Origin of the sequence: Bradyrhizobium niftali (assembly GCF_004571025.1) — a bacterium.
GTDB classification, from domain to species: domain Bacteria; phylum Pseudomonadota; class Alphaproteobacteria; order Rhizobiales; family Xanthobacteraceae; genus Bradyrhizobium; species Bradyrhizobium niftali.
Window position 1 is genome coordinate 155,573 of record NZ_SPQT01000004.1, and the last position, 17,477, is coordinate 173,049.

Annotated in this window: 13 protein-coding genes, 1 tRNA gene and 1 pseudogene; 6 read left to right on the forward strand and 9 right to left on the reverse strand. The window is 66.0% G+C overall.

What is annotated here, in order from left to right:
• Positions 1-44: 44 nt before the first annotated feature.
• The 4 genes from E4K65_RS11455 to E4K65_RS11470 form a co-directional block, all read right to left on the reverse strand.
• Positions 45-1,694: an ABC transporter ATP-binding protein gene (locus E4K65_RS11455; RefSeq protein ID WP_027547034.1), complete on the reverse strand. Its 1,650-nt coding sequence runs from the start codon at positions 1,692-1,694 to the stop codon at positions 45-47.
• A gap of 129 nt (positions 1,695-1,823) precedes the next feature.
• Positions 1,824-2,711, reverse strand: coding sequence for an ABC transporter permease (locus E4K65_RS11460; RefSeq protein ID WP_135174251.1), 888 nt, complete (start codon positions 2,709-2,711; stop codon positions 1,824-1,826).
• Between the two features lie 18 nt (positions 2,712-2,729).
• Positions 2,730-3,671: an ABC transporter permease gene (locus tag E4K65_RS11465; RefSeq protein ID WP_027547036.1), complete on the reverse strand. Its 942-nt coding sequence runs from the start codon at positions 3,669-3,671 to the stop codon at positions 2,730-2,732.
• A 260-nt stretch (positions 3,672-3,931) separates the two neighbouring features.
• On the reverse strand, positions 3,932-5,062 hold the full coding sequence (locus tag E4K65_RS11470) for a M20/M25/M40 family metallo-hydrolase (protein WP_135174252.1): 1,131 nt from the start codon (positions 5,060-5,062) through the stop codon (positions 3,932-3,934).
• Positions 5,063-5,332: 270 nt separating this feature from the next.
• Between E4K65_RS11470 and E4K65_RS11475 the strand changes: the two genes are divergently transcribed.
• A complete protein-coding gene (locus E4K65_RS11475; RefSeq protein ID WP_135174253.1) occupies positions 5,333-6,940 on the forward strand; it encodes an ABC transporter substrate-binding protein in 1,608 nt (535 codons plus the stop codon).
• 230 nt (positions 6,941-7,170) lie between these two features.
• Positions 7,171-8,762, forward strand: a pseudogene (locus tag E4K65_RS11480) (glycosyltransferase family 39 protein).
• A gap of 201 nt (positions 8,763-8,963) precedes the next feature.
• On the opposite strand, the gene E4K65_RS11485 reads toward E4K65_RS11480, so the two are convergent.
• Complete coding sequence (locus E4K65_RS11485; RefSeq protein WP_027547040.1) at positions 8,964-10,214, reverse strand: multidrug effflux MFS transporter; 1,251 nt, start codon at positions 10,212-10,214, stop codon at positions 8,964-8,966.
• A 205-nt stretch (positions 10,215-10,419) separates the two neighbouring features.
• Between E4K65_RS11485 and E4K65_RS11490 the strand changes: the two genes are divergently transcribed.
• A complete protein-coding gene (locus E4K65_RS11490) occupies positions 10,420-11,376 on the forward strand; it encodes a hypothetical protein (RefSeq protein ID WP_167770730.1) in 957 nt (318 codons plus the stop codon).
• Between the two features lie 95 nt (positions 11,377-11,471).
• Here the strand turns inward: E4K65_RS11490 and E4K65_RS11495 are convergent.
• Positions 11,472-11,560 (reverse strand) — tRNA-Leu (locus E4K65_RS11495).
• Between the two features lie 173 nt (positions 11,561-11,733).
• Here E4K65_RS11495 and E4K65_RS11500 point away from each other — a divergent pair.
• Positions 11,734-12,177 (forward strand): twin-arginine translocation pathway signal, encoded by a 444-nt coding sequence (locus E4K65_RS11500; RefSeq protein ID WP_135174255.1) that lies wholly within the window; start codon positions 11,734-11,736, stop codon positions 12,175-12,177.
• 9 nt (positions 12,178-12,186) lie between these two features.
• On the opposite strand, the gene E4K65_RS11505 is transcribed toward E4K65_RS11500, so the two are convergent.
• Both E4K65_RS11505 and E4K65_RS11510 read right to left on the reverse strand, forming a co-directional pair.
• Complete coding sequence (locus E4K65_RS11505; RefSeq protein WP_135174256.1) at positions 12,187-13,389, reverse strand: FAD-dependent monooxygenase; 1,203 nt, start codon at positions 13,387-13,389, stop codon at positions 12,187-12,189.
• Positions 13,390-13,408: 19 nt separating this feature from the next.
• Complete coding sequence (locus tag E4K65_RS11510; protein ID WP_008140025.1) at positions 13,409-13,654, reverse strand: zinc-finger domain-containing protein; 246 nt, start codon at positions 13,652-13,654, stop codon at positions 13,409-13,411.
• Between the two features lie 335 nt (positions 13,655-13,989).
• Between E4K65_RS11510 and E4K65_RS11515 the strand changes: the two genes are divergently transcribed.
• Together E4K65_RS11515 and E4K65_RS11520 are read left to right on the forward strand one after the other, a co-directional pair.
• Positions 13,990-15,126: a hypothetical protein gene (locus tag E4K65_RS11515; protein ID WP_135174257.1), complete on the forward strand. Its 1,137-nt coding sequence runs from the start codon at positions 13,990-13,992 to the stop codon at positions 15,124-15,126.
• A gap of 35 nt (positions 15,127-15,161) precedes the next feature.
• Positions 15,162-15,917 carry an alpha/beta fold hydrolase gene (locus E4K65_RS11520; RefSeq protein WP_038967757.1) on the forward strand — a complete coding sequence of 252 codons (756 nt, stop codon included), beginning with the start codon at positions 15,162-15,164 and terminating at the stop codon, positions 15,915-15,917.
• Here the strand turns inward: E4K65_RS11520 and E4K65_RS11525 are convergent.
• On the reverse strand, positions 15,903-17,267 hold the full coding sequence (locus E4K65_RS11525) for a hypothetical protein (RefSeq protein WP_167770731.1): 1,365 nt from the start codon (positions 17,265-17,267) through the stop codon (positions 15,903-15,905). The two genes, E4K65_RS11520 and E4K65_RS11525, sit on opposite strands and share 15 nt — an antisense overlap.
• Positions 17,268-17,477: the final 210 nt, after the last annotated feature.

Sequence of the window (17,477 nt, forward strand, 5' to 3'; positions counted from 1 at the left end):
CGGGCTCATCGCTGCGCGATGCCCCGGAATGACCGCTGAGAGAGCTACGCCGTCGCCGCCACGCCCTCCGACACCGGCCGGAAGTTCGCAAAGTCCCAGCCGCGGCCGGGGGCTGCCTCCAGCAGGGCCCTGGTGTAGGCCTCCTTCGGATGCGTCAGCACTTCGGCGGCGGGGCCCTGTTCGACGACGCGGCCGTGCTGCATCACCACGACCTCGTCGCAGATTTGCGCTGCGACGCGCAGATCGTGGGTGATGAACAGGATCGCGATGCCGAGCCGCTTCTGGATCTCGTCGAGCAGTTCCAGCACCTGCGCCTGCACCGAGACGTCGAGCGCGGAGACAGCTTCGTCGGCGACCAGCACGTCCGGATCGAGCGCGAGCGCACGCGCGATCGCGATGCGCTGGCGCTGGCCGCCGGAGAACTGGTGCGGATAGCGCGACACCGCATCGGCCGGCAGGCCGACCAGCTCGAGCAGCTCGCGGGCGCGCTTCATCGCATCGGCATGCGAGACGCCGTAATTGATCGGGCCTTCCGCGATGCTCTCCCCGACGGTGACGCGCGGGTTGAGCGAGCGATAGGGATCCTGGAACACGATCTGGATCTTCTGCCGGTGCGGCTGGAGCAGGCGACGCGAGATGTCGGAGATCTCGCGGCCGGACAGGCGCACGCCGCCGGAGGTCGGGTCGATCAGGCGGACGATGCAGCGTGCCACCGTCGACTTGCCCGAACCGCTCTCGCCGACGATGCCGAGCGTGCGGCCCTTGCGCAGCGTCAGCGTGACCTTGTCGGCGGCGACGACCTCGCGGCCTTTGCCGAAGAAGGCGCGCTCCTTATAGACCTTGCTGAGGTCGTTGGCTTCCAGCACCACCGGTTCCTTGGTCTCCGGGCGCGCCGCGCGCGGCACCAGGCTCGGCACCGCAGAGAGCAGGTTGCGGGTGTATTCCATGGTCGGGTTGCGCAGCACGGTCTCGAGCGGACCGGTCTCGACGAGGCGGCCCTGCCGCATCACGGCGACACGGTCGGCGATTTCCGCCACCACGCCCATGTCGTGGGTGATGAACAGCACGGCCGTGCCGTGGTCGCGCTGGAGGTCGCGGATCAGGGTCAGGATCTGCTTCTGCGTGGTGACGTCGAGCGCGGTGGTCGGCTCGTCGGCGATGAGCAGCTTCGGTTCGAGCACCAGCGCCATCGCGATCATGATGCGCTGGCGCTGGCCGCCGGAGAGGCGGTGCGGGTAGGAGGCGAAGATGCGCTCGACCTGGGGCAGGCGCACCTGCTCCATCATGTCGAGGATGCGCTTCTTCCGCGCCTTGGCATCGAGATCGGTGTGGGCGCGCAGGACTTCGTCGATCTGGCGGCCGACCGGCACCACCGGATTGAGCGCGGTCATCGGCTCCTGGAAGATCATCGCCATCTGCGTCGCGCGGAGCTGGCGCAGCCGGCGGTCGGTTGCGGTGAGCAGCTCTTCGCCGACCAGCTTGACGCTGCCGGCGGTGGGCACCAGCGTGCCCTTCGGCAGCAGGCCCATCGTGGTCAGCGAGGTCACCGACTTGCCCGAGCCGCTTTCGCCGACGAGGCACAGCGTCTCGCGCTCGTGCACCTGGATCGAGATGCCGTCGATGATGTTCGCCCCCTTCGGCTTCTTGCCGATGGAAACGACGAGATTGTTGATGTCGAGGACAGGGTTGGTCATGCAGGATCTTTCGTCATTCCGGGGCGCGCGCAGCGCGAGCCCGGAATCCATCGGGCGTCAGTCCAGGCGGTGAAATGGATTCCGGGCTCGCGCCAAAAGGCGCGCCCCGGAATGACCGTGGTGCTCGCATCACTTGCCTTCCCGCTGCTTCATGCGGGGATCGAGGGCGTCGCGGGCGGCGTCGCCGATCAGATTGATGCTGAGGATGGCGATCGAGAGCAGGAGGCCCGGCCAGAAGATCAGCGACGGCTTGATCTGGAAGTACTGGCGGCCCTCGGCCATGATGTTGCCCCAGGTCGGCGTCTCCGGCGAGATGCCGGCGCCGAGGAAGGAGAGGATCGCCTCGGTGAGGATCGCGGAGGCGCAGACGTAGCTGCCCTGCACGATCAGAGGCGCGATCGTGTTCGGCATCAAATGCCGCCACATGATCTTCGGCAGGGATGAGCCGACCGAGATCGCCGCCTCGACATAGGGTTCCTCACGCGCCGACAGCACGACCGAGCGCACCAGCCGTGCCACGCGCGGAACTTCGGGGATCGTGATCGCGATCAGCACGGTCCAGATGCTGGCGCCGGACAGCGACACCACGGCGATCGCGAGCAGGATGCTCGGCATCGCCATCAGGCCGTCCATGATTCGCATCAGGACGGCATCGACCAGCTTGAAGAAGCCGGAGACGAGGCCGATCGCCAGCCCGATGACGATCGACAGGATCGCCGAGCCGATCCCGATCAGCAGCGAGATGCGGCCGCCATAGATCACGCGCGACAACAGGTCGCGTCCGTAGGCATCGGTGCCGAGCAGGAATTGCGCCGAAGTCGGCTTCAATCGTTGCGACGGCGCGAGCTGGATCGGATCATGCGGCGCGATCAGCGGCGCCAGAATCGAGACCAGCACGATCAGCGCGAGCAAGACCGTTGCCGTGGCGATGATCGGCGTCGAGGTGAGGAATCCGAAGCGCGGCCGCAGCGGCGACGTGATCGGAATGGACGACTGGGGAAGGGTATCGACCGACATTTTGTCCTTATCCTTGCCTCAGTACCGGATCCGCGGATCGAGCAGGGTGTAGGCGACGTCAATGAGAAGATTGACGACGACATAGATCAGCGACGTCAGCAGGATCATGGCCTGGATCACCGGATAGTCGCGCGCCAGCACCGCATCCACGGTGAGGCGGCCGATGCCGGGAATGTTGAACACGCTCTCGGTGACGACGACGCCCGAGATCAGAAGCGCAAAGCCGGTGCCGATCACGGTGATCACGGGCACGGCGGCGTTGCGCAGCGCATGGCGCATCATCACGGCGACCTCGTTGATGCCCTTCGCGCGCGCGGTGCGGACATAGTCCTCGCCGAGCACGTCGAGCATCGCCGCGCGCGTCATGCGCGCGATCAGCGCGATGTAGATGAAGGAGAGGGCGCAGGTCGGCAGGATCATGCGCTCGAAGAACGGGCCGAAGCCGTTCGAGATGCTGCGGAAGCCCTGCACCGGCACCCAGCGCAGGTCGATGGCGAAAACCTCGATCAGGAGATAGCCGACCACGAACACCGGGACCGAGAAGCCGAGCACCGAGAGACCCATCACGAAACGGTCGATCCAGGTGCCGTGCTTCCACGCCGCGATCACGCCCAGGGGGACTGCGACGATGACGGCGAGGATGATGGTCGACAGCGCGATCGAGATCGACGGCTCGACGCGCTGGCCGATCATCTTCATGACGGGCAGGTTGGAGATCAGCGAGGTCCCGAGATCGCCGTGCAGCAGCTTGTTCACCCAGGTGATGAACTGCACGATCAGGGGCTCGTTGAGGCCGAGCGAGGCACGGATGCGCTCCAGCCGTTCCGGCGTGGCGTTGTCGCCGGCGAGAATCGCGGCGGGATCGCCGGGGGTGAGGCGGAGCAGGAGGAAGACGAACAGCGCGACGACGCCCATCACGGGCACGGCGGCAAAGATTCGGCGTAGGAGATATCCGAGCAAGTTGGATCCGTCAGATTAGAGTCAAATCGGCGGGAGCGGTTGTTGCCTGTTCTGCCATCAGCCTAACATTTCAGCAATTCCCGTGCCATCAGGGCCACAGGTTTTGCAGTGCGGCCAGTCGTTTTGGGCAGCGAGCCGTCTTTCCTGCCGTCATTCCGGGGCGCGTCGAAGACGCGAACCCGGAATCTCGAGATTCTCAGGTGCGCAAGTGCGCACCGTAGTTCGGTCCTTCGGACCGCCCCGGAATGACGAGCCCAAAATCACTCCAGCGTCGCCAGCAGCCCTGCCATCAGGCGGCCGCGTTCGACCAGGCTCTCGACCTCGATATACTCTTCGAGCGTGTGGCCATTGCCGCCACGCACGCCCAGGCCGTCGAGCGTCGGGATGCCCATCGCGCCGGTAAAGTTGCCGTCTGAGCCGCCGCCCGAACTCGCATGCGGCAATTCGGCGCCGAGCGATCTGGCGATATCGCGCGCCTTCTCGTACAGCGCCATGGTGCCGGCATCGGGTTCCCACACGGGCCGGGTGACGCCACGCGTCACCTTGAACGCAACATCATTGCTTGTGCCTGACAGAGCCAGCATCCTCTCGACGCCGCGATCGAGATCGGCCTGGCGCTTGGCCATCGAAAGCGCTTCACCGGTGGCGGTCGTGGCAACGCAATTGACCCATTGTCCGCCATGCACGACGCCGACCGAGAAGGTGCAGTCCTCCGTCGTCATCGCGTCGATGGCGAGGATCTGCCGCGCCATCTCGCGAATCGCCGAGCGGCCCGCCGACAGCCTCGCGCCGGCGTGGCTCGGCCGGCCAGTCGCCTCGAGATTGAAGCGCGCGATCGCGTAACGTCCGGTGGTGACGCCGTTGTCGGCACGGCCGGGCTCGGGCACCAGCACGTATTTGTTGCGCGCAGCCTCTGCCTCGATGATGTCGCGTGTCGAGGGCGTGCCGACCTCCTCGTCCGGCGTGAACAGCACGGTGATCGGCAGCGGCGTGGTGAAGGCGGCGCGCGCCAGCTGCCGGATCGCTTCCAGCGCGAGATAGTTGCCGCCCTTCATGTCGTAGATGCCGGGGCCGTAGCACTTGTTGCCCTCACGCCGCCATTTCAGCTTCTCGATGGTGCCGACCGGGTGGACGGTATCCATGTGCCCGGCGATCAGGATGCCCGGCTCGCCCTGCTTCGGATGAGGAAAGCGCGCACGGATCACGCCGCCAAAGCCCTGTCGGCCGGCGATGCGTTCGATCGTCGCACCCATGATGGCCATATCCCGCGCTGCGATATCGAGCATGCGGTTCACGGCGCTCGCATCCCAGGTCGGGCTCTCGCATTCCACCCAGCCGCGCAGGCCTTCGAGCATCGCCTCGGAATCGAAGGGAAGATTGGCTGGATTCATCGTAATGTCTCTCAAGCTTCGAAAGATGGAACGCGCATTGCATCGGCGCGGGGCAGGACACGCGGAGAGCGTTGTAGAGCCAAACCGATCTTTGGGGAGCCCGTGCGCGCGCCGCCTGGGCCTGCAGCGAAACCGGATTGACGCGCTCGGCACTGTCTGCAAGTCTCGAAAAGACAAAGGCATTGCATGGGGTTAGTTCGCCCAAAGAACGATCCGAATGCCCAACCAATAACCTGCCTTTGAACAGTTTCACGTCAGGAGAAACTTTTTATGTTCCACTTCATGCGCCGGGGGCCTCGCGCGTTCGCCTCCAAACTCGCGCTGTCGGTCGTCGCGCTCTCGACCGCGCTGGCCTCGCCAGTGCTTGCAGCCGGCAAGACCCTCACTGCGGTGATGCATTCCGACCTGCGCATCATCGATCCGATCTTTACCACGGCCTACATCACGCGCGACCACGGCTACATGGTCTACGACACGCTGGTGGCCACCGATTCGAACTTCAAGATCCAGCCGCAGATGGCGGACTGGAAGATCTCCGACGACAAGCTCACCTACACCTTCACGCTGCGCGACGGCCTGAAGTGGCATGACGGCGCGCCGGTGACCGCGGAAGACTGCGTTGCCTCGCTGAAGCGCTGGGCCGCGGTCGACGGCATGGGCCAGAAGCTCCTGGACTTCACCGCGAGCATCGAGGCGACCGACGCCAAGACCATCACGTTGAAGCTGAAGGAGCCCTACGGCCTCGTGCTCGACTCCATCGGCAAGCCGTCCTCGCGCGTCGCCTTCATGATGCCGAAGCGCCTCGCCGAGACGCCGGCGGACAAGCAGATCCCCGAGCAGATCGGCTCGGGCCCCTTCAAGTTCGTGCAGTCGGAATTCCAGCCCGGCGTGAAGGCCGTCTACGTCAAGAACACCGATTACGTGCCGCGCAAGGAGCCGGCGAGCTGGACCTCCGGCGGCAAGGTGGTGAAGGTCGACCGCGTCGAGTGGATCACGATGCCGGACTCGCAGACCGCGGTGAACGCGCTGCAGTCGGGCGACATCGACTTCGTGGAGAACCTGCCGTTCGACATGCTGCCGGTGCTGGAAGCGAACAAGGAGCTCACGATCGAGGTCTCGAACAAGTTCGGTTTCCAGACCCTCGGCCGGATGAACTTCCTGTATCCGCCGTTCGACAATGTGAAGGTGCGCCGTGCCGCCCTGCTTGCGATGAACCAGAAGGACGTTCTCGACGCGCTCGTCGGCAACGCCAAGTACCAGAAGATCTGCGGCGCGTTCTTCGTCTGCGATACGCCGCTGGCGACCGACGTCGGCGCCGAAACCCTGGTGAAGGGCAACGGCATGGCGGAAGCCAAGAAGGCGCTCGCCGAGTCCGGCTATGACGGCACCCCGGTCGTCGTCATGGCACCCGGCGACGTCACGACGCTCAAGGCGCAGCCGATCGTGGCCGCCCAGCTGCTGCGCGAGGCCGGCTTCAAGGTCGACCTGCAGGCGACCGACTGGCAGACGGTGGTGAGCCGCCGCGCCAGCCAGAAGCCGCCGAAGGAAGGCGGCTGGAACATGTTCTTCACCAACTGGGTCGCGGCCGACGTCTCCAACCCGATCGCCAATCTCTCGATCGGCGGCCAGGGCAAGAAGGGCTGGTTCGGCTGGGCGGAAGACGCCAAGATCGAGCAGCTCAAGGATGCCTTCGTCCGCGCGCCGTCGATCGACGAGCAGAAGAAGATCGCCGCTGACATCCAGAAGGAGGCCTATGAACAGGTGATCTACGTTCCGCTGGGGCAGTATCTGCTGCCGAGCGGCTGGCGCAAATCGCTGAGCGGTGTGCTCGATGGCCCCGCAACGCCCCTGTTCTGGAACGTCGACAAGTCGGAGTAGGCGGGCGCGTCCTTCCGCCTTTCATCCGGATCATCACGCGGCGCCGCTGTCATCAGCGGCGCCGTTGTCGTTTCAGCTCGGCGTCACCTTGGGAAGACCGTAGAACTTTTAGCGCTTCCAATTCTCAATCATTGCTATTTGTTTCCAACCTGAAATAGATGTGTCGTCCTCGCGCATCACTTTCCTTGTCCCATTTGATTCCCGTGCCGTTCGATTTTGCATTACAGGCGATGGCCGAACGGTCAGATCGCGCGCCGGCGCGTTGGCGCCGGCCTTTCCTGCGCTGGCTCGACGGCGTCGAGGCGGGCTGGGCCGTGCCGCTCCTCATCGCCTGCTTCGTTGCGGTCTGGACGCTCTATCTGGCCATCGCCTATGCCGGCAGCGGCCTGCACCCTGATACGCTCGAGGCCTGGACGCTGGGGCGGAACTTTGCCTTCGGCTATCACAAGCATCCGCCGTTGATGGGGTGGGTTACGGCGGCATGGACCTTCGTCTTTCCGCTCAGCGACTGGTCGCTGCAACTGATGGCGATGGCCAATGCCGGGCTTGCGCTGGTCTTCGTCGATCTGATCTCGCGGCAGTTCGTGACCGGGCACAAGCGCATCCTGGTGCTGCTGCTATTGATGCTGACGCCGGCCTATCAGTTCCACGCCCAGCGCTTCAACGCCAATGCGGTGCTGCTCGCGACCTGGCCGCTGGCGACCTGGTGCTTCCTGCGCGCGTTCGAGACGCGCGGCGTGCTGTGGGCGGTCGCGGTGGGATGCACCACGGCGCTCGCGATGGTCGGCAAGTATTATTCGATCTTTCTCGTCGCAAGCTTCGCCTTTGCCGCACTGGCGCATCCGGCGCGGCGCGCCTATTTCACCTCCGCTTCGCCCTGGATCTCGGTCGCCGTCGGGCTCGCGGCGCTGTCGCCGCACCTCTACTGGCTTGCGACGACGGGCGCGTCGACCTTCACCTATGCGCTGGCTCACGCCAACGGCAGCGCCGTGAGCTCGCTCGGCGAGGCGAAGAATTTCCTGCTGGGGCTGGCTGCGGCCATGAGCGTGTCGGCCGTGCTCTGGATGCTCATCGCCGGCACGCGGCTGAAGCAGGTTCCGGCCGACTTCGCGACAATGAGTCCGGGCCTGCGACTTCTCTTCTACGTTGCGATCGGCACGATCGTGCTGCCGGTGCTGACGTCGCTTGTGATGGGGACGGATCTGCCGTCGCTGTGGGCGTTGCAGGGGCTGTTCCTGTTCGTCGTTCTCGTGGTCTGTGGCACGCGCTATCCGATCGAGCGGTTCCACACCGTCAACGTCACGATGCTCGTGGCCGGCGTCGCGCTCGCCGCCGTCCTGGTCGCGGCCCCGATCCATGCCGTCTATCGCAACAATCACGGCTACGAAGAGGGCCGGAACTTCTACGCGCAGGCGGCCAGCGAATTGACGCGCGAGTGGCGCGAACTGACCGGCGCGCCGCTGAGCGCCGTGAGTGGCGATGATGCGCTGGCTTTTGCGACGGCGTTCTATAGCCCCGACCATCCGCGTTATGCACGGCCGTTCGCGTACCAATACACTTGGGGCTTGCCGCGCAAGATGACGCTGGACCGCGGCTGGGCCGCGCTTTGTTTCCGCGGCCAGGACTATTGCAGCCGGTGGATGGAGTCGGTGTCCGCCGGCGCCGGGCAGTTCGTCAGGCGTGAGTTCACCGTGCAGTGCTGTGGGGCCGGCCCGGTGTCACGCGGGAGGTTGTTGTGCTGATGGTGCCACCGCGCGGAAGGAGCGCCGCGCCCGAGAGCGCCGCAGACGATTTCAGCGCCAGCCGGCGTCCGGCGGAATAGGCTGCGCGCTCAGCAATGGCTGTCGCGCACCCGCTCGAGGCCTTCGCTTGCGAAAGGCGCGTTGAACGCAGCCTGCTCGGCGTTTGGCTCGGAACGTCCCGTATCAGGCCGATCTGAGGTGGGCTCTTCGCGGTGTTCCGGTTCCATGGCAGTGGCCTCTCGAATTGCTGCACTACAACATCGAGGCCGCCAGCAAGTTCCTTAACCGACGGGGCGATGATGCGGCCTGAACAGCCGGCCCTTCTCCACCACCAGCACGATCGCGAGTGCAGCCAGCGTCGACAGGAAGAAGCCGACCGAGAACGGCAGCAGCGTGCCGTCAAAGCTCTGCCCGATCGCCATGCCGACCACGATGCCGATCAGCGTCGTGATCGAGCCGTAGAGCGAGGAGGCGGTGCCGGCGATGTGGCCCTGCGGCTCCATCGCGAGCGCGGTGAAGTTCGCGACCATCATGCCGAACGAGAACATCATGAGCGCCGACAGTGCCATGAACAGGGCAAGCGGCAGCACGTTCAGGATTTCGGTGACCAGCATGACGCTGGCGACCACGGCATAGAGCGTCAGGGCGCCGTGCGAGATCACGCGCATGCCGAGCCGCCCGACCAGCCTCGCATTGAGGAAGCCGGCAACGGCGGTGCCGGCCGCGATCGCGGCGAAGGCGAGCGGAAAGTAGTGGCCGAGGTGATAGATGCCGGTGAAGACCTGCTGGGCCGAGAAGACATAGGCGAACAGTGCGCCGATGACGCTGCCGGCGGCCGTCGCATAGCCGATGGTCTGGCGATTGGTCAGGGTCTGCCGGAACGCCGAGAGCACGTCGGCGGGCGCCAGCGACCTGCGTTCTGACTGAGGGAGGGTTTCGGGCAGCCGCAGCACAGACCACGCGAGCGCGAGCAGTCCATAGAGCATCAGCACGACGAAGATGCCGCGCCATTGCGTGACGAGCAGCACGGCCTGTCCGAACGACGGCGCGATCACGGGCACCGCGATGAACACCATCATGGCAAGCGACATCACGCTCGCCATGCGGCGGCCGACATAGCAGTCGCGCACGATCGAGGTCGCGATCACGCGCGTTGCCGAGGTGCCGAGCCCTTGCAGCGCGCGCGCCAGCAGCAGCGTCTCGAACGAGGGCGCGGCAACCGCCAGCACGCTCGCCACCGCATAGACCGCCATGCCACCGAGCAGCACCGGGCGACGGCCGAAGCGGTCCGACAACGGACCCATGACGAACTGGCCCACGCCGAAGCCGATCAGGAAGGTCGATAGCACGAGCTGGAGATGGTTGGCGACGGGAATCTTGAAAGCGGCGCCGATATTCGGGAGCGCCGGCAGCATCATGTCCATCGCAAGCGGATTCAGCGCCATGATGGACGCGATCACGATGACGAATTCGGGAAAACCCATGGGCCGGTGTCCCGAGGACACCCAGCTGTCGGCATTGACGTCGGACAAAAAGCTCACCTCTGATTGAGAGGCTTTATTTCTTGTCCCTGCTGCAACGCACAACCCATGTTTTGGGATGGCTGTCAGGCGGGGCGGGAGCGGACAAGACCTGGTGAGGTCGCCGTCAGCCTGTCGAAGCGGCGCGGCGATACCACCTGAGGTGGCAGGATTCTTGCTACGGTATCCGTCGCCGGAATGGCCGCGGAGAACCGTGATGCTCTCGACGCAACGCTCGCTCGCGACGGCTCAACTCGGCCGCAATAGCTTCGAGGAGATCTTCGAGTCCCGGACGCCGTTGCGCGAGGCCGCCCTGGAGTCATTTCGCCGCAGGAACGCGGTTCTCGACGGTATCTTCTACGACATCGGCAAGGTGACCCAGGAGGAGGCCCGCGAAACGGCGCCCTGGCTGGCACGCGAGGGCGCAATCCTGATCGTCCCGCCATCCGGCGCCGGATCGCTCAAGCTCTGCAACACCGTGGAAGACTTCGCCAATGCTGGCGGCGCCGATGTCCGTATCCTGGCGGTGGCCGGCGTCGGCAGTTCGGCACTGGGGGCGGCGGCCTTCGCACGGAATGTCGCTGACGCGTTTGGCGTGTCGGCTGCTGCCGTGGTGTCGGGCTACGGGCTTGCCGATCTCCTGACCGAGGCGCTCGGCGGCTGGTTCTGGTTCGGCACCCTCAACCGCCTGCGCCATCAGTTCGAGGAGCTGGACGACGTCAGCCGGGCGCTGAACCGGCCCGAGACCCTCAGTCCGCCGACATCGCCGCTCGAACTCGGCCGCGTCAGCCTGGATACGAGGACGGTCATGGCTTTGCTGGGCGATGATCGCTTCAGCTTTTCGCTGGTGACCGGACACTCCAAGGGCAACCTCGTGATCTCGGAAGCGCTGTACGAGCTCAAGGAGCAGCCGGCGATCGAACAGACCATTCCCGACGACAGGTTCTGGATCGTCACGGTGTCCGCGGCGGTCGCGATGCCGCCCCGATACAAGAAGATCATCGACGTGATGGGCACGATCGATGGCTTCGGCGCGCTCAACTCGACGCCGGGAATCTCGATCGAGAAGCCGTGCCCGTTCTGCTGGCACCACACCAACACGGACTTGCCGTTTCACCTGCCTGTCACGAAGGTCTTCAGCGAGCTCAGGGTCGAGCGGACGATCGCCATCTGAGCCACGCCGGGAATCGCAATGACGTCGGCGAACCCGGACGAAAGCGATGAGATTGCAGACGCCGCCCTCCGCCGTCCTCGCGCCGTCACTTCTCGTGGTGCGGGCAGCCGGGGTCGAACCGGCACAGCGCTTGCGCACCGAGGGATTTTAAGTCCCTTGCGTCTACCAATTCCGCCATGCCCGCTTGATCCAACGAGATCAAACACTTAAGTCCACCTCCGGCCGTCTGGAATCGGCGCTTCGCGGGCCGGGTGGGTGGTTCTTCCTTAAGCGAGCCGGCCGCACAAGGCAAAGCCTCAATCCGGACATCTGTTGCTGCTTTAGGCATTCTCAATCCACGGGGACTATTCATCCGGCATGTCTGTCTCGTTCCTCTCCCGCTGCCGCCCCGTGCGCGCGCTGCTTCCGCTGTTCGCGCTCTGCGCGGCGCTCGCCGGCTGTGCAGGCGTCAGCGACACCATCAGCCCGGCCTTCGTCGATCCGGCCCGCTATGACCTCTGGGATTGCAAGCAACTCGCACCCGAGCGCAAGAACGTCGTCAAGCGCACCGAGGACCTCGAGCGGCTGATGGCGAAGGCCGAGACCGGAACGGGCGGCGTCGTGGTCGCGGAGCTCGCCTATCGCAACGACTACCTCGCCGCGCGGGGGCAGCAGAAGCTGATTGAAGAGACCTGGCGGAGGAACAGGTGCCGTGAGAGCGACATGGAGGCGGCGGCACCTCCCGCTCAGCCGACGGTCGCGCCCGCACCGGCTGCTGCCACTAAGCCGTCCAGGCCGAAGTCGGGCGGCGCCGTCAACTGACGACCAGCGCTAGGCCCGCCAGCCGTAGATCCAGTCCTGCCGCGCCAGCAGGCGTTCCGGGCCGAGCGCCCGGATCGCAAGATCGCGCCCGATCGCGAGCGGCCCGCTGAAATGATAGATGCGGCCCTGCTGCCGCGCGGTCCGCTGCACCCGCCGCACGCGCGCCTGGCGTGCACGGCCATATTGCTTCAGCGCTGCGATGATGCCGTCCGTGCTCTCCGCCGTCTCGGGGCTCAGATGCCGTGCCAGCACGGCGGCATCCTCGATCGCCATGCCGGCGCCTTGCGCGGCGAACGGCAGCATCGCATGCACGGCATCGCCGAGCAGCGCGACCGGGCCCTTGCTCCAGGGGCAGCCGTCGGGCACGCCGAACAGCGCCCATTTGCGCCAGCTATCGACTGCGGCGAGCATCATCCGCGCCTGCGACGGCCAGCGCGGTGCGGCGAACGCCTCCATCACTTCGCGCGGATCGCCGGGCGTGCTCCAGCCCGGCCTGTTCCAGGTGCCGGGCAGTACCGCGACCACGTTGATCTGGCGTCCGCCCGCGATCGGATAGGCGACGAGGTGGGCGTTCGGGCCCATCCAGAGCTGGACCCGGCGCGCGGTGTAGTCCTTCGGCAGCTGCGTGGCATCGAGTGTACCGCGCCAGGCGATCAGCCCGGAGAAGCGCGGCTGGATCTCGGGAAACAGATGCTGGCGTACCGTCGACCAGATGCCGTCGGCGCCGATCAGCGCGCTGGCGAGATCGCTGCGGCGGATCGTGCCACTGCGATGGACGACGGTCAGGCCCTTGGCGTGAGGCGCGACGTCTTCGTAGGTCGCACCCAGCTTCAGGTCGATGTCGGGATGGTCGGAGACTGCGCCGGCCAGCGCGGATTGCAGGTCGGCACGGTGCACCACCCAATAGGGGGCGCCGGCGCGCATGGATGCCGCTTCACCCAGTGGCATGCGCAGGAGTTCGCCGCCGGCCCGCGCACTCATGATCGAGACCGCCTCCGGGACGACGGCGCGCAGCTTGAGCCGTTCGGTCAGGCCGAGCTCGACCAGCACGCGGCTCGCATTGGGGGAGAGTTGCAGGCCCGCACCGACTTCCTCGAGGCGCTCGGCCTTTTCCAGCACGACGATGCGGAAGCCGCGCGACGCCAGCGCAAGCGCGGCCGTCAGGCCACCGATTCCGGCACCGGCGATGACAATCGTTCGGGAGAGCGCCACCCCTGACCGGTGGACGCGGTCAGGCCACCTTGTCCTTCAGGACACATTCCGGCGGTCGGGCTTCGCCGGCCTTCAGGTCGGTCGCGAAGCGGTACAGCGTCGAGCAGTAGGGGCAGATGATCTCGTTGTCGTTGCCGAGGTCGAGGAAGACGTGCGGATGATCGAACGGAGGGTTGGCGCCCACGCACATGAACTCTTGCGAGCCGATCTCGATGACGGGAACACCGGCATCGTTATGGAAGTGCGGGACGACATGGTCGGACATCGTAGTTCATCCTGGAGTGGCAATGGCGGCAGACACAATCAAAAACTGACGCGGCATCTTTGAGGCGCCGCGGACCATACTGGCGGGTGCAGATGATTGCTAGTCCAGCGGAACCGAAAGCTCCGCAATTGCCCCATGCTCATTTGCTCATGCAAATTCGACACAATCTTGCGGCCTGAGAGAAGCCCTTCTTTCGTCGGGGACGTTGTGTCGCAATTTTGGCATACTATGTCTGTGGACGCGTGCAATTGCGGCAAAAGACCAACCATCAGGCGCAAACGATCTAGGCAAACGATCTAGCTAGGCAAACGATCTAGGAAGTCCGGGCTCTTGGCATGAAGTGGCTGCGAATCAGCACAGCGTTGACCGGCATCGCCGCATGCAGCTTCATGCTCGCACAGGTCGCGCCGCACGCCCGCGAGGCCGGCGCGATTTTCGCCGCCCAGGACGATCCGGCCGCTTTGTCCGAGCTGAAGCTCGACGCCGTTCTGCGGCACAACGACCGCCTGGTTCAGGACAATATCGAGGCTGCGCTCGCCGCTGATGATGCCGATCTCGCCGACAGTTTTGTTGCGCTGGCGCGTGACCGCAACATCGCGCTGCCCGACGACCTCCTGAGCCGCGTAAGCGATGCGGTCAAGGCCGAAAACTCCACCTCGCATTTCGCCAAGCGCTTCGCCACCGGGCTCGTTACCGGCAGCGCCGACGATGTTGCGAGCCTGTCCGGAACGGTGGCCGGCGATCTCTTCGTGATCGGCGACGTCAGGGACGTCGTGCGCGAGGGCAAGCATCTCGCCATGGGCGAGGACACCGATCGCCTGGTGCTGGGCCTTGCAGCCGCGGGCCTTGTGGTGACGGCGGCAACCTATGTCTCCGTCGGCGGCGCCGCGCCCGTGCGCGCCGGCCTGACGCTGGTGAAGGATGCGCGGAAAGTCGGGCGGCTCGGCGAGGGCCTCGCGGCCTGGGCCGGCCGGTCCGCGCGCGAGGTCGTCGACACGCCGATGCTCCAGAACGCGGTGGCGTCCGGCTCGGTGCTGCGGCCGGGCCAGACCGTGAGCGCGATCAAGGCCGCGTTCCGGGCCGAGAAGGCCGGTGCCCTGGTCCGGCTCGGCAAGGACGTCACGCGCGTTGCCGAGAAGACCGGCACGCGCGGCGCCATGGACAGCTTGCGCATCGCCGAAGGCCCCAAGGACGTCGCGCGCGCGGCGCGGCTTGCGGAAGCGCAGGGCAGCAAGACCCGCGCGATCATGAAGCTCCTGGGCCGCGGCGCGCTGCTGCTCGTCGCCGGCGCGTTCGATCTTGCGCTCTGGCTGCTCGGTGCGGCGCTGACGCTGTTCGGCCTGTTGTCCTCGATCAAGGCCACCACCGAGCGCCTGACGCAGGCCTGGTGCGATCGCAGACGGGCGCGGCGGCTTCGCCGGGCGCAGGTCGCCGCCGAAGCCGCTCTGGCAAGCGCGGCCGGTACGGCCTAAAATCAACCCTTCCCCTCAAGACCGCGGAATATCTGATGCCGAGCTTTCACAACGGCGCCGTTGAAATTGCCTATCTCGACGAAGGCGAGGGCGATCCGATCATCCTGGTGCACGGCTTTGCCTCCAGCAAGAACGTGAACTGGGTCTATCCGACCTGGGTCTCGGAGCTGCGCAAGAACGGCCGCCGTGTCATCGCGCTCGACAATCGCGGCCATGGCGAAAGCGCAAAGCTCTACGAGCCCGCGCAGTACTCGATCCCGACCATGGCCGGCGACGTGCTCGCGCTGATGGACCATCTCGCCATCCCGCAGGCCGACATCATGGGCTATTCGATGGGCGGGCGGATGACAGCGTGGCTCTCCCTCAACGAGCCGCAGCGCTTGCGCTCGGCGATCCTCGGCGGCATCGGCATCGGCGGCCTGATAGAGGGAACCGGGCCCGGCGAGAACGTCGCCAAGGCACTGGAAGCCCCCGCGCTCGACGACGTCTCCGATCCCGTCGGGCGCACCTTCCGCGCCTTCGCCGATCAGACCCGCTCCGACCGGCGGGCGCTCGCCGCCTGCCTGCGCGGCACGCGCGACCTCATGACCAGGGGCGAAGCTGCGCGCATCGACGTGCCCGTGCTGATCGCGGTCGGCTCTACCGACGACGTCGCGGGCTCGGCCAGCGCGCTCGGTGCCATCATTCCGGGCTCGGAAGTGCTCGACATCCCGGGCCGCGATCACATGCGCGCGGTCGGCGACAAGGTCTACAAGACCGGCGTGCTCGATTTTCTCTCACGCCGTGGCTGAGCCTTCCTCGTCGCCGAACGCGCGCGCCAGCGCCATCAGCACCACGAAGGTCGCAACCCACGCCATGCGCGCGCCGTAGCGGTCGTGCGGACCGGAGATGACGGCGCAGATGAAGGCGTTGCCGAGCAGCGCGAGCGTCACGGTCGCCGCCAGCAACGTCAGATCGTCGAGCCGGCGGCGCGCCAGGGCATGCGCGAGCAGCCCGACCAGCGCCAGCATCGAGGCCAGCGCGACGGGAACATGCAGCCGGTTGATGTCGTCGAAATTGATGTCCCAGTGCTGTTGCCGCGCCGCGCGCATCGGCGCGATCTGCGCGGGGATGTAGCGCTCGATGATGCCGTAGGTGTGCGGGATCCAGCCATTGGTGCCTTCGCCGGTCGCCACGTGCAGCAATTGCCGGCCGACCGCCCGCAGTGCCGCGGCGGCCTGCCAGGCCGGATAGTCGGCGAGCGAGTGAACGACGATGTAGCCCATCTCGTCGTTCAAGCCCTCAAACCGGCCGAGCGTGTTGAACATGCTCTTGCCCCACAGGAACTCGTCGGCGGTCGCCGGCAATTCGTTGCGGTAGGGACAGAGCTTGAAGCTCTCGCGCGGGCAGTGGTCATTGAGATAGCGCGCGACGATGCCGTCCTGCATCATGCGGCCGAAGGCGACGCCGTAGCCGCCGGGCGTCCAGGCCCATTTGCCCGACAGCGCATGGTTCGCCGAGACCAGCATCAGGCCGCCCGCGACGATGGTCATGCTCGCCTGCGCCAGTCCTGCGAGCGGAAGCCTGCGGCCCGCGAACGGCCGCGCCATCCAGCCGGCGACGCAGAGGCCGAGCAGCACGCCGAGCGTGGCGCTGTGGGTTGCGGCGCCAAAGGCGGTGAAGACGAACAGCGCGGTCTTTTCGAGCGGCGACGTGCGCTGCGCTCCGACGACCAGGAGGAACAGCGACAGCACCGACAATCCCGCGAAGATGTCCGTGAGCAGCATGCTGGCGAGCCAGGGCAGCGCGGTCGACAGGACCAGGAGCAGGCTGATCGCGACGAAGCGAAACGTCTGCATCAGGCCGAGGACGCGCAAGCTGAGCTGCAACAGCCACAGCGTCGCCAGCGACTGGATCGCGAGGTTGATCCAGAAGCCGAAGCTTTCGCCGCAGTGGAGGTAGAGGCCGAACACGGTGGAGCGGCTGGGGACGAGATAGCCCTCGTACCAGCGCGCCAGATAGCCGCCGGTATCCCATTGCAACAGCGGATAGCCGTTCCAGAACGCCGGCGCGATGATCAGGAGGGGCAGGGCCAGGGCGGCGAGCCGCAGCCAGAACGAGCCTGCGGCGCGCGCGCGCAAATGATCGGTGGTGGTGGTCAAATCCGCTCCGTCGTCGTCCGGACCATGCCCGCAATAAGGGTTGGGAGAGAATTCACCAATAGTTTGACGCTGCCCGGCTTGAATTTGGCGAAACCCTGACCACTTTTAACCGACCTTGCCGCCTGGGGGCGTCAGAAGATATCGTTGTGTTTCAACGCGTTGGCAGGCGTCCGCGGGCAAGGTGCTGTTCACTCTCAGGCAAGCCCGTCA

Excerpts from the sequence above, each read along its gene's own strand:
- E4K65_RS11500 (WP_135174255.1), top strand. The coding sequence starts at position 11,734 with ATGTCTGTCTCGTTCCTCTCCCGCTGCCGCCCCGTGCGCGCGCTGCTT.
- E4K65_RS11490 (WP_167770730.1), top strand. The coding sequence starts at position 10,420 with ATGCTCTCGACGCAACGCTCGCTCGCGACGGCTCAACTCGGCCGCAAT.
- E4K65_RS11470 (WP_135174252.1), bottom strand. The coding sequence starts at position 5,062 with ATGAATCCAGCCAATCTTCCCTTCGATTCCGAGGCGATGCTCGAAGGC.
- E4K65_RS11455 (WP_027547034.1), bottom strand. The coding sequence starts at position 1,694 with ATGACCAACCCTGTCCTCGACATCAACAATCTCGTCGTTTCCATCGGC.
- E4K65_RS11520 (WP_038967757.1), top strand. The coding sequence starts at position 15,162 with ATGCCGAGCTTTCACAACGGCGCCGTTGAAATTGCCTATCTCGACGAA.
- E4K65_RS11510 (WP_008140025.1), bottom strand. The coding sequence starts at position 13,654 with ATGTCCGACCATGTCGTCCCGCACTTCCATAACGATGCCGGTGTTCCC.
- E4K65_RS11460 (WP_135174251.1), bottom strand. The coding sequence starts at position 2,711 with ATGTCGGTCGATACCCTTCCCCAGTCGTCCATTCCGATCACGTCGCCG.
- E4K65_RS11475 (WP_135174253.1), top strand. The coding sequence starts at position 5,333 with ATGTTCCACTTCATGCGCCGGGGGCCTCGCGCGTTCGCCTCCAAACTC.
- E4K65_RS11515 (WP_135174257.1), top strand. The coding sequence starts at position 13,990 with ATGAAGTGGCTGCGAATCAGCACAGCGTTGACCGGCATCGCCGCATGC.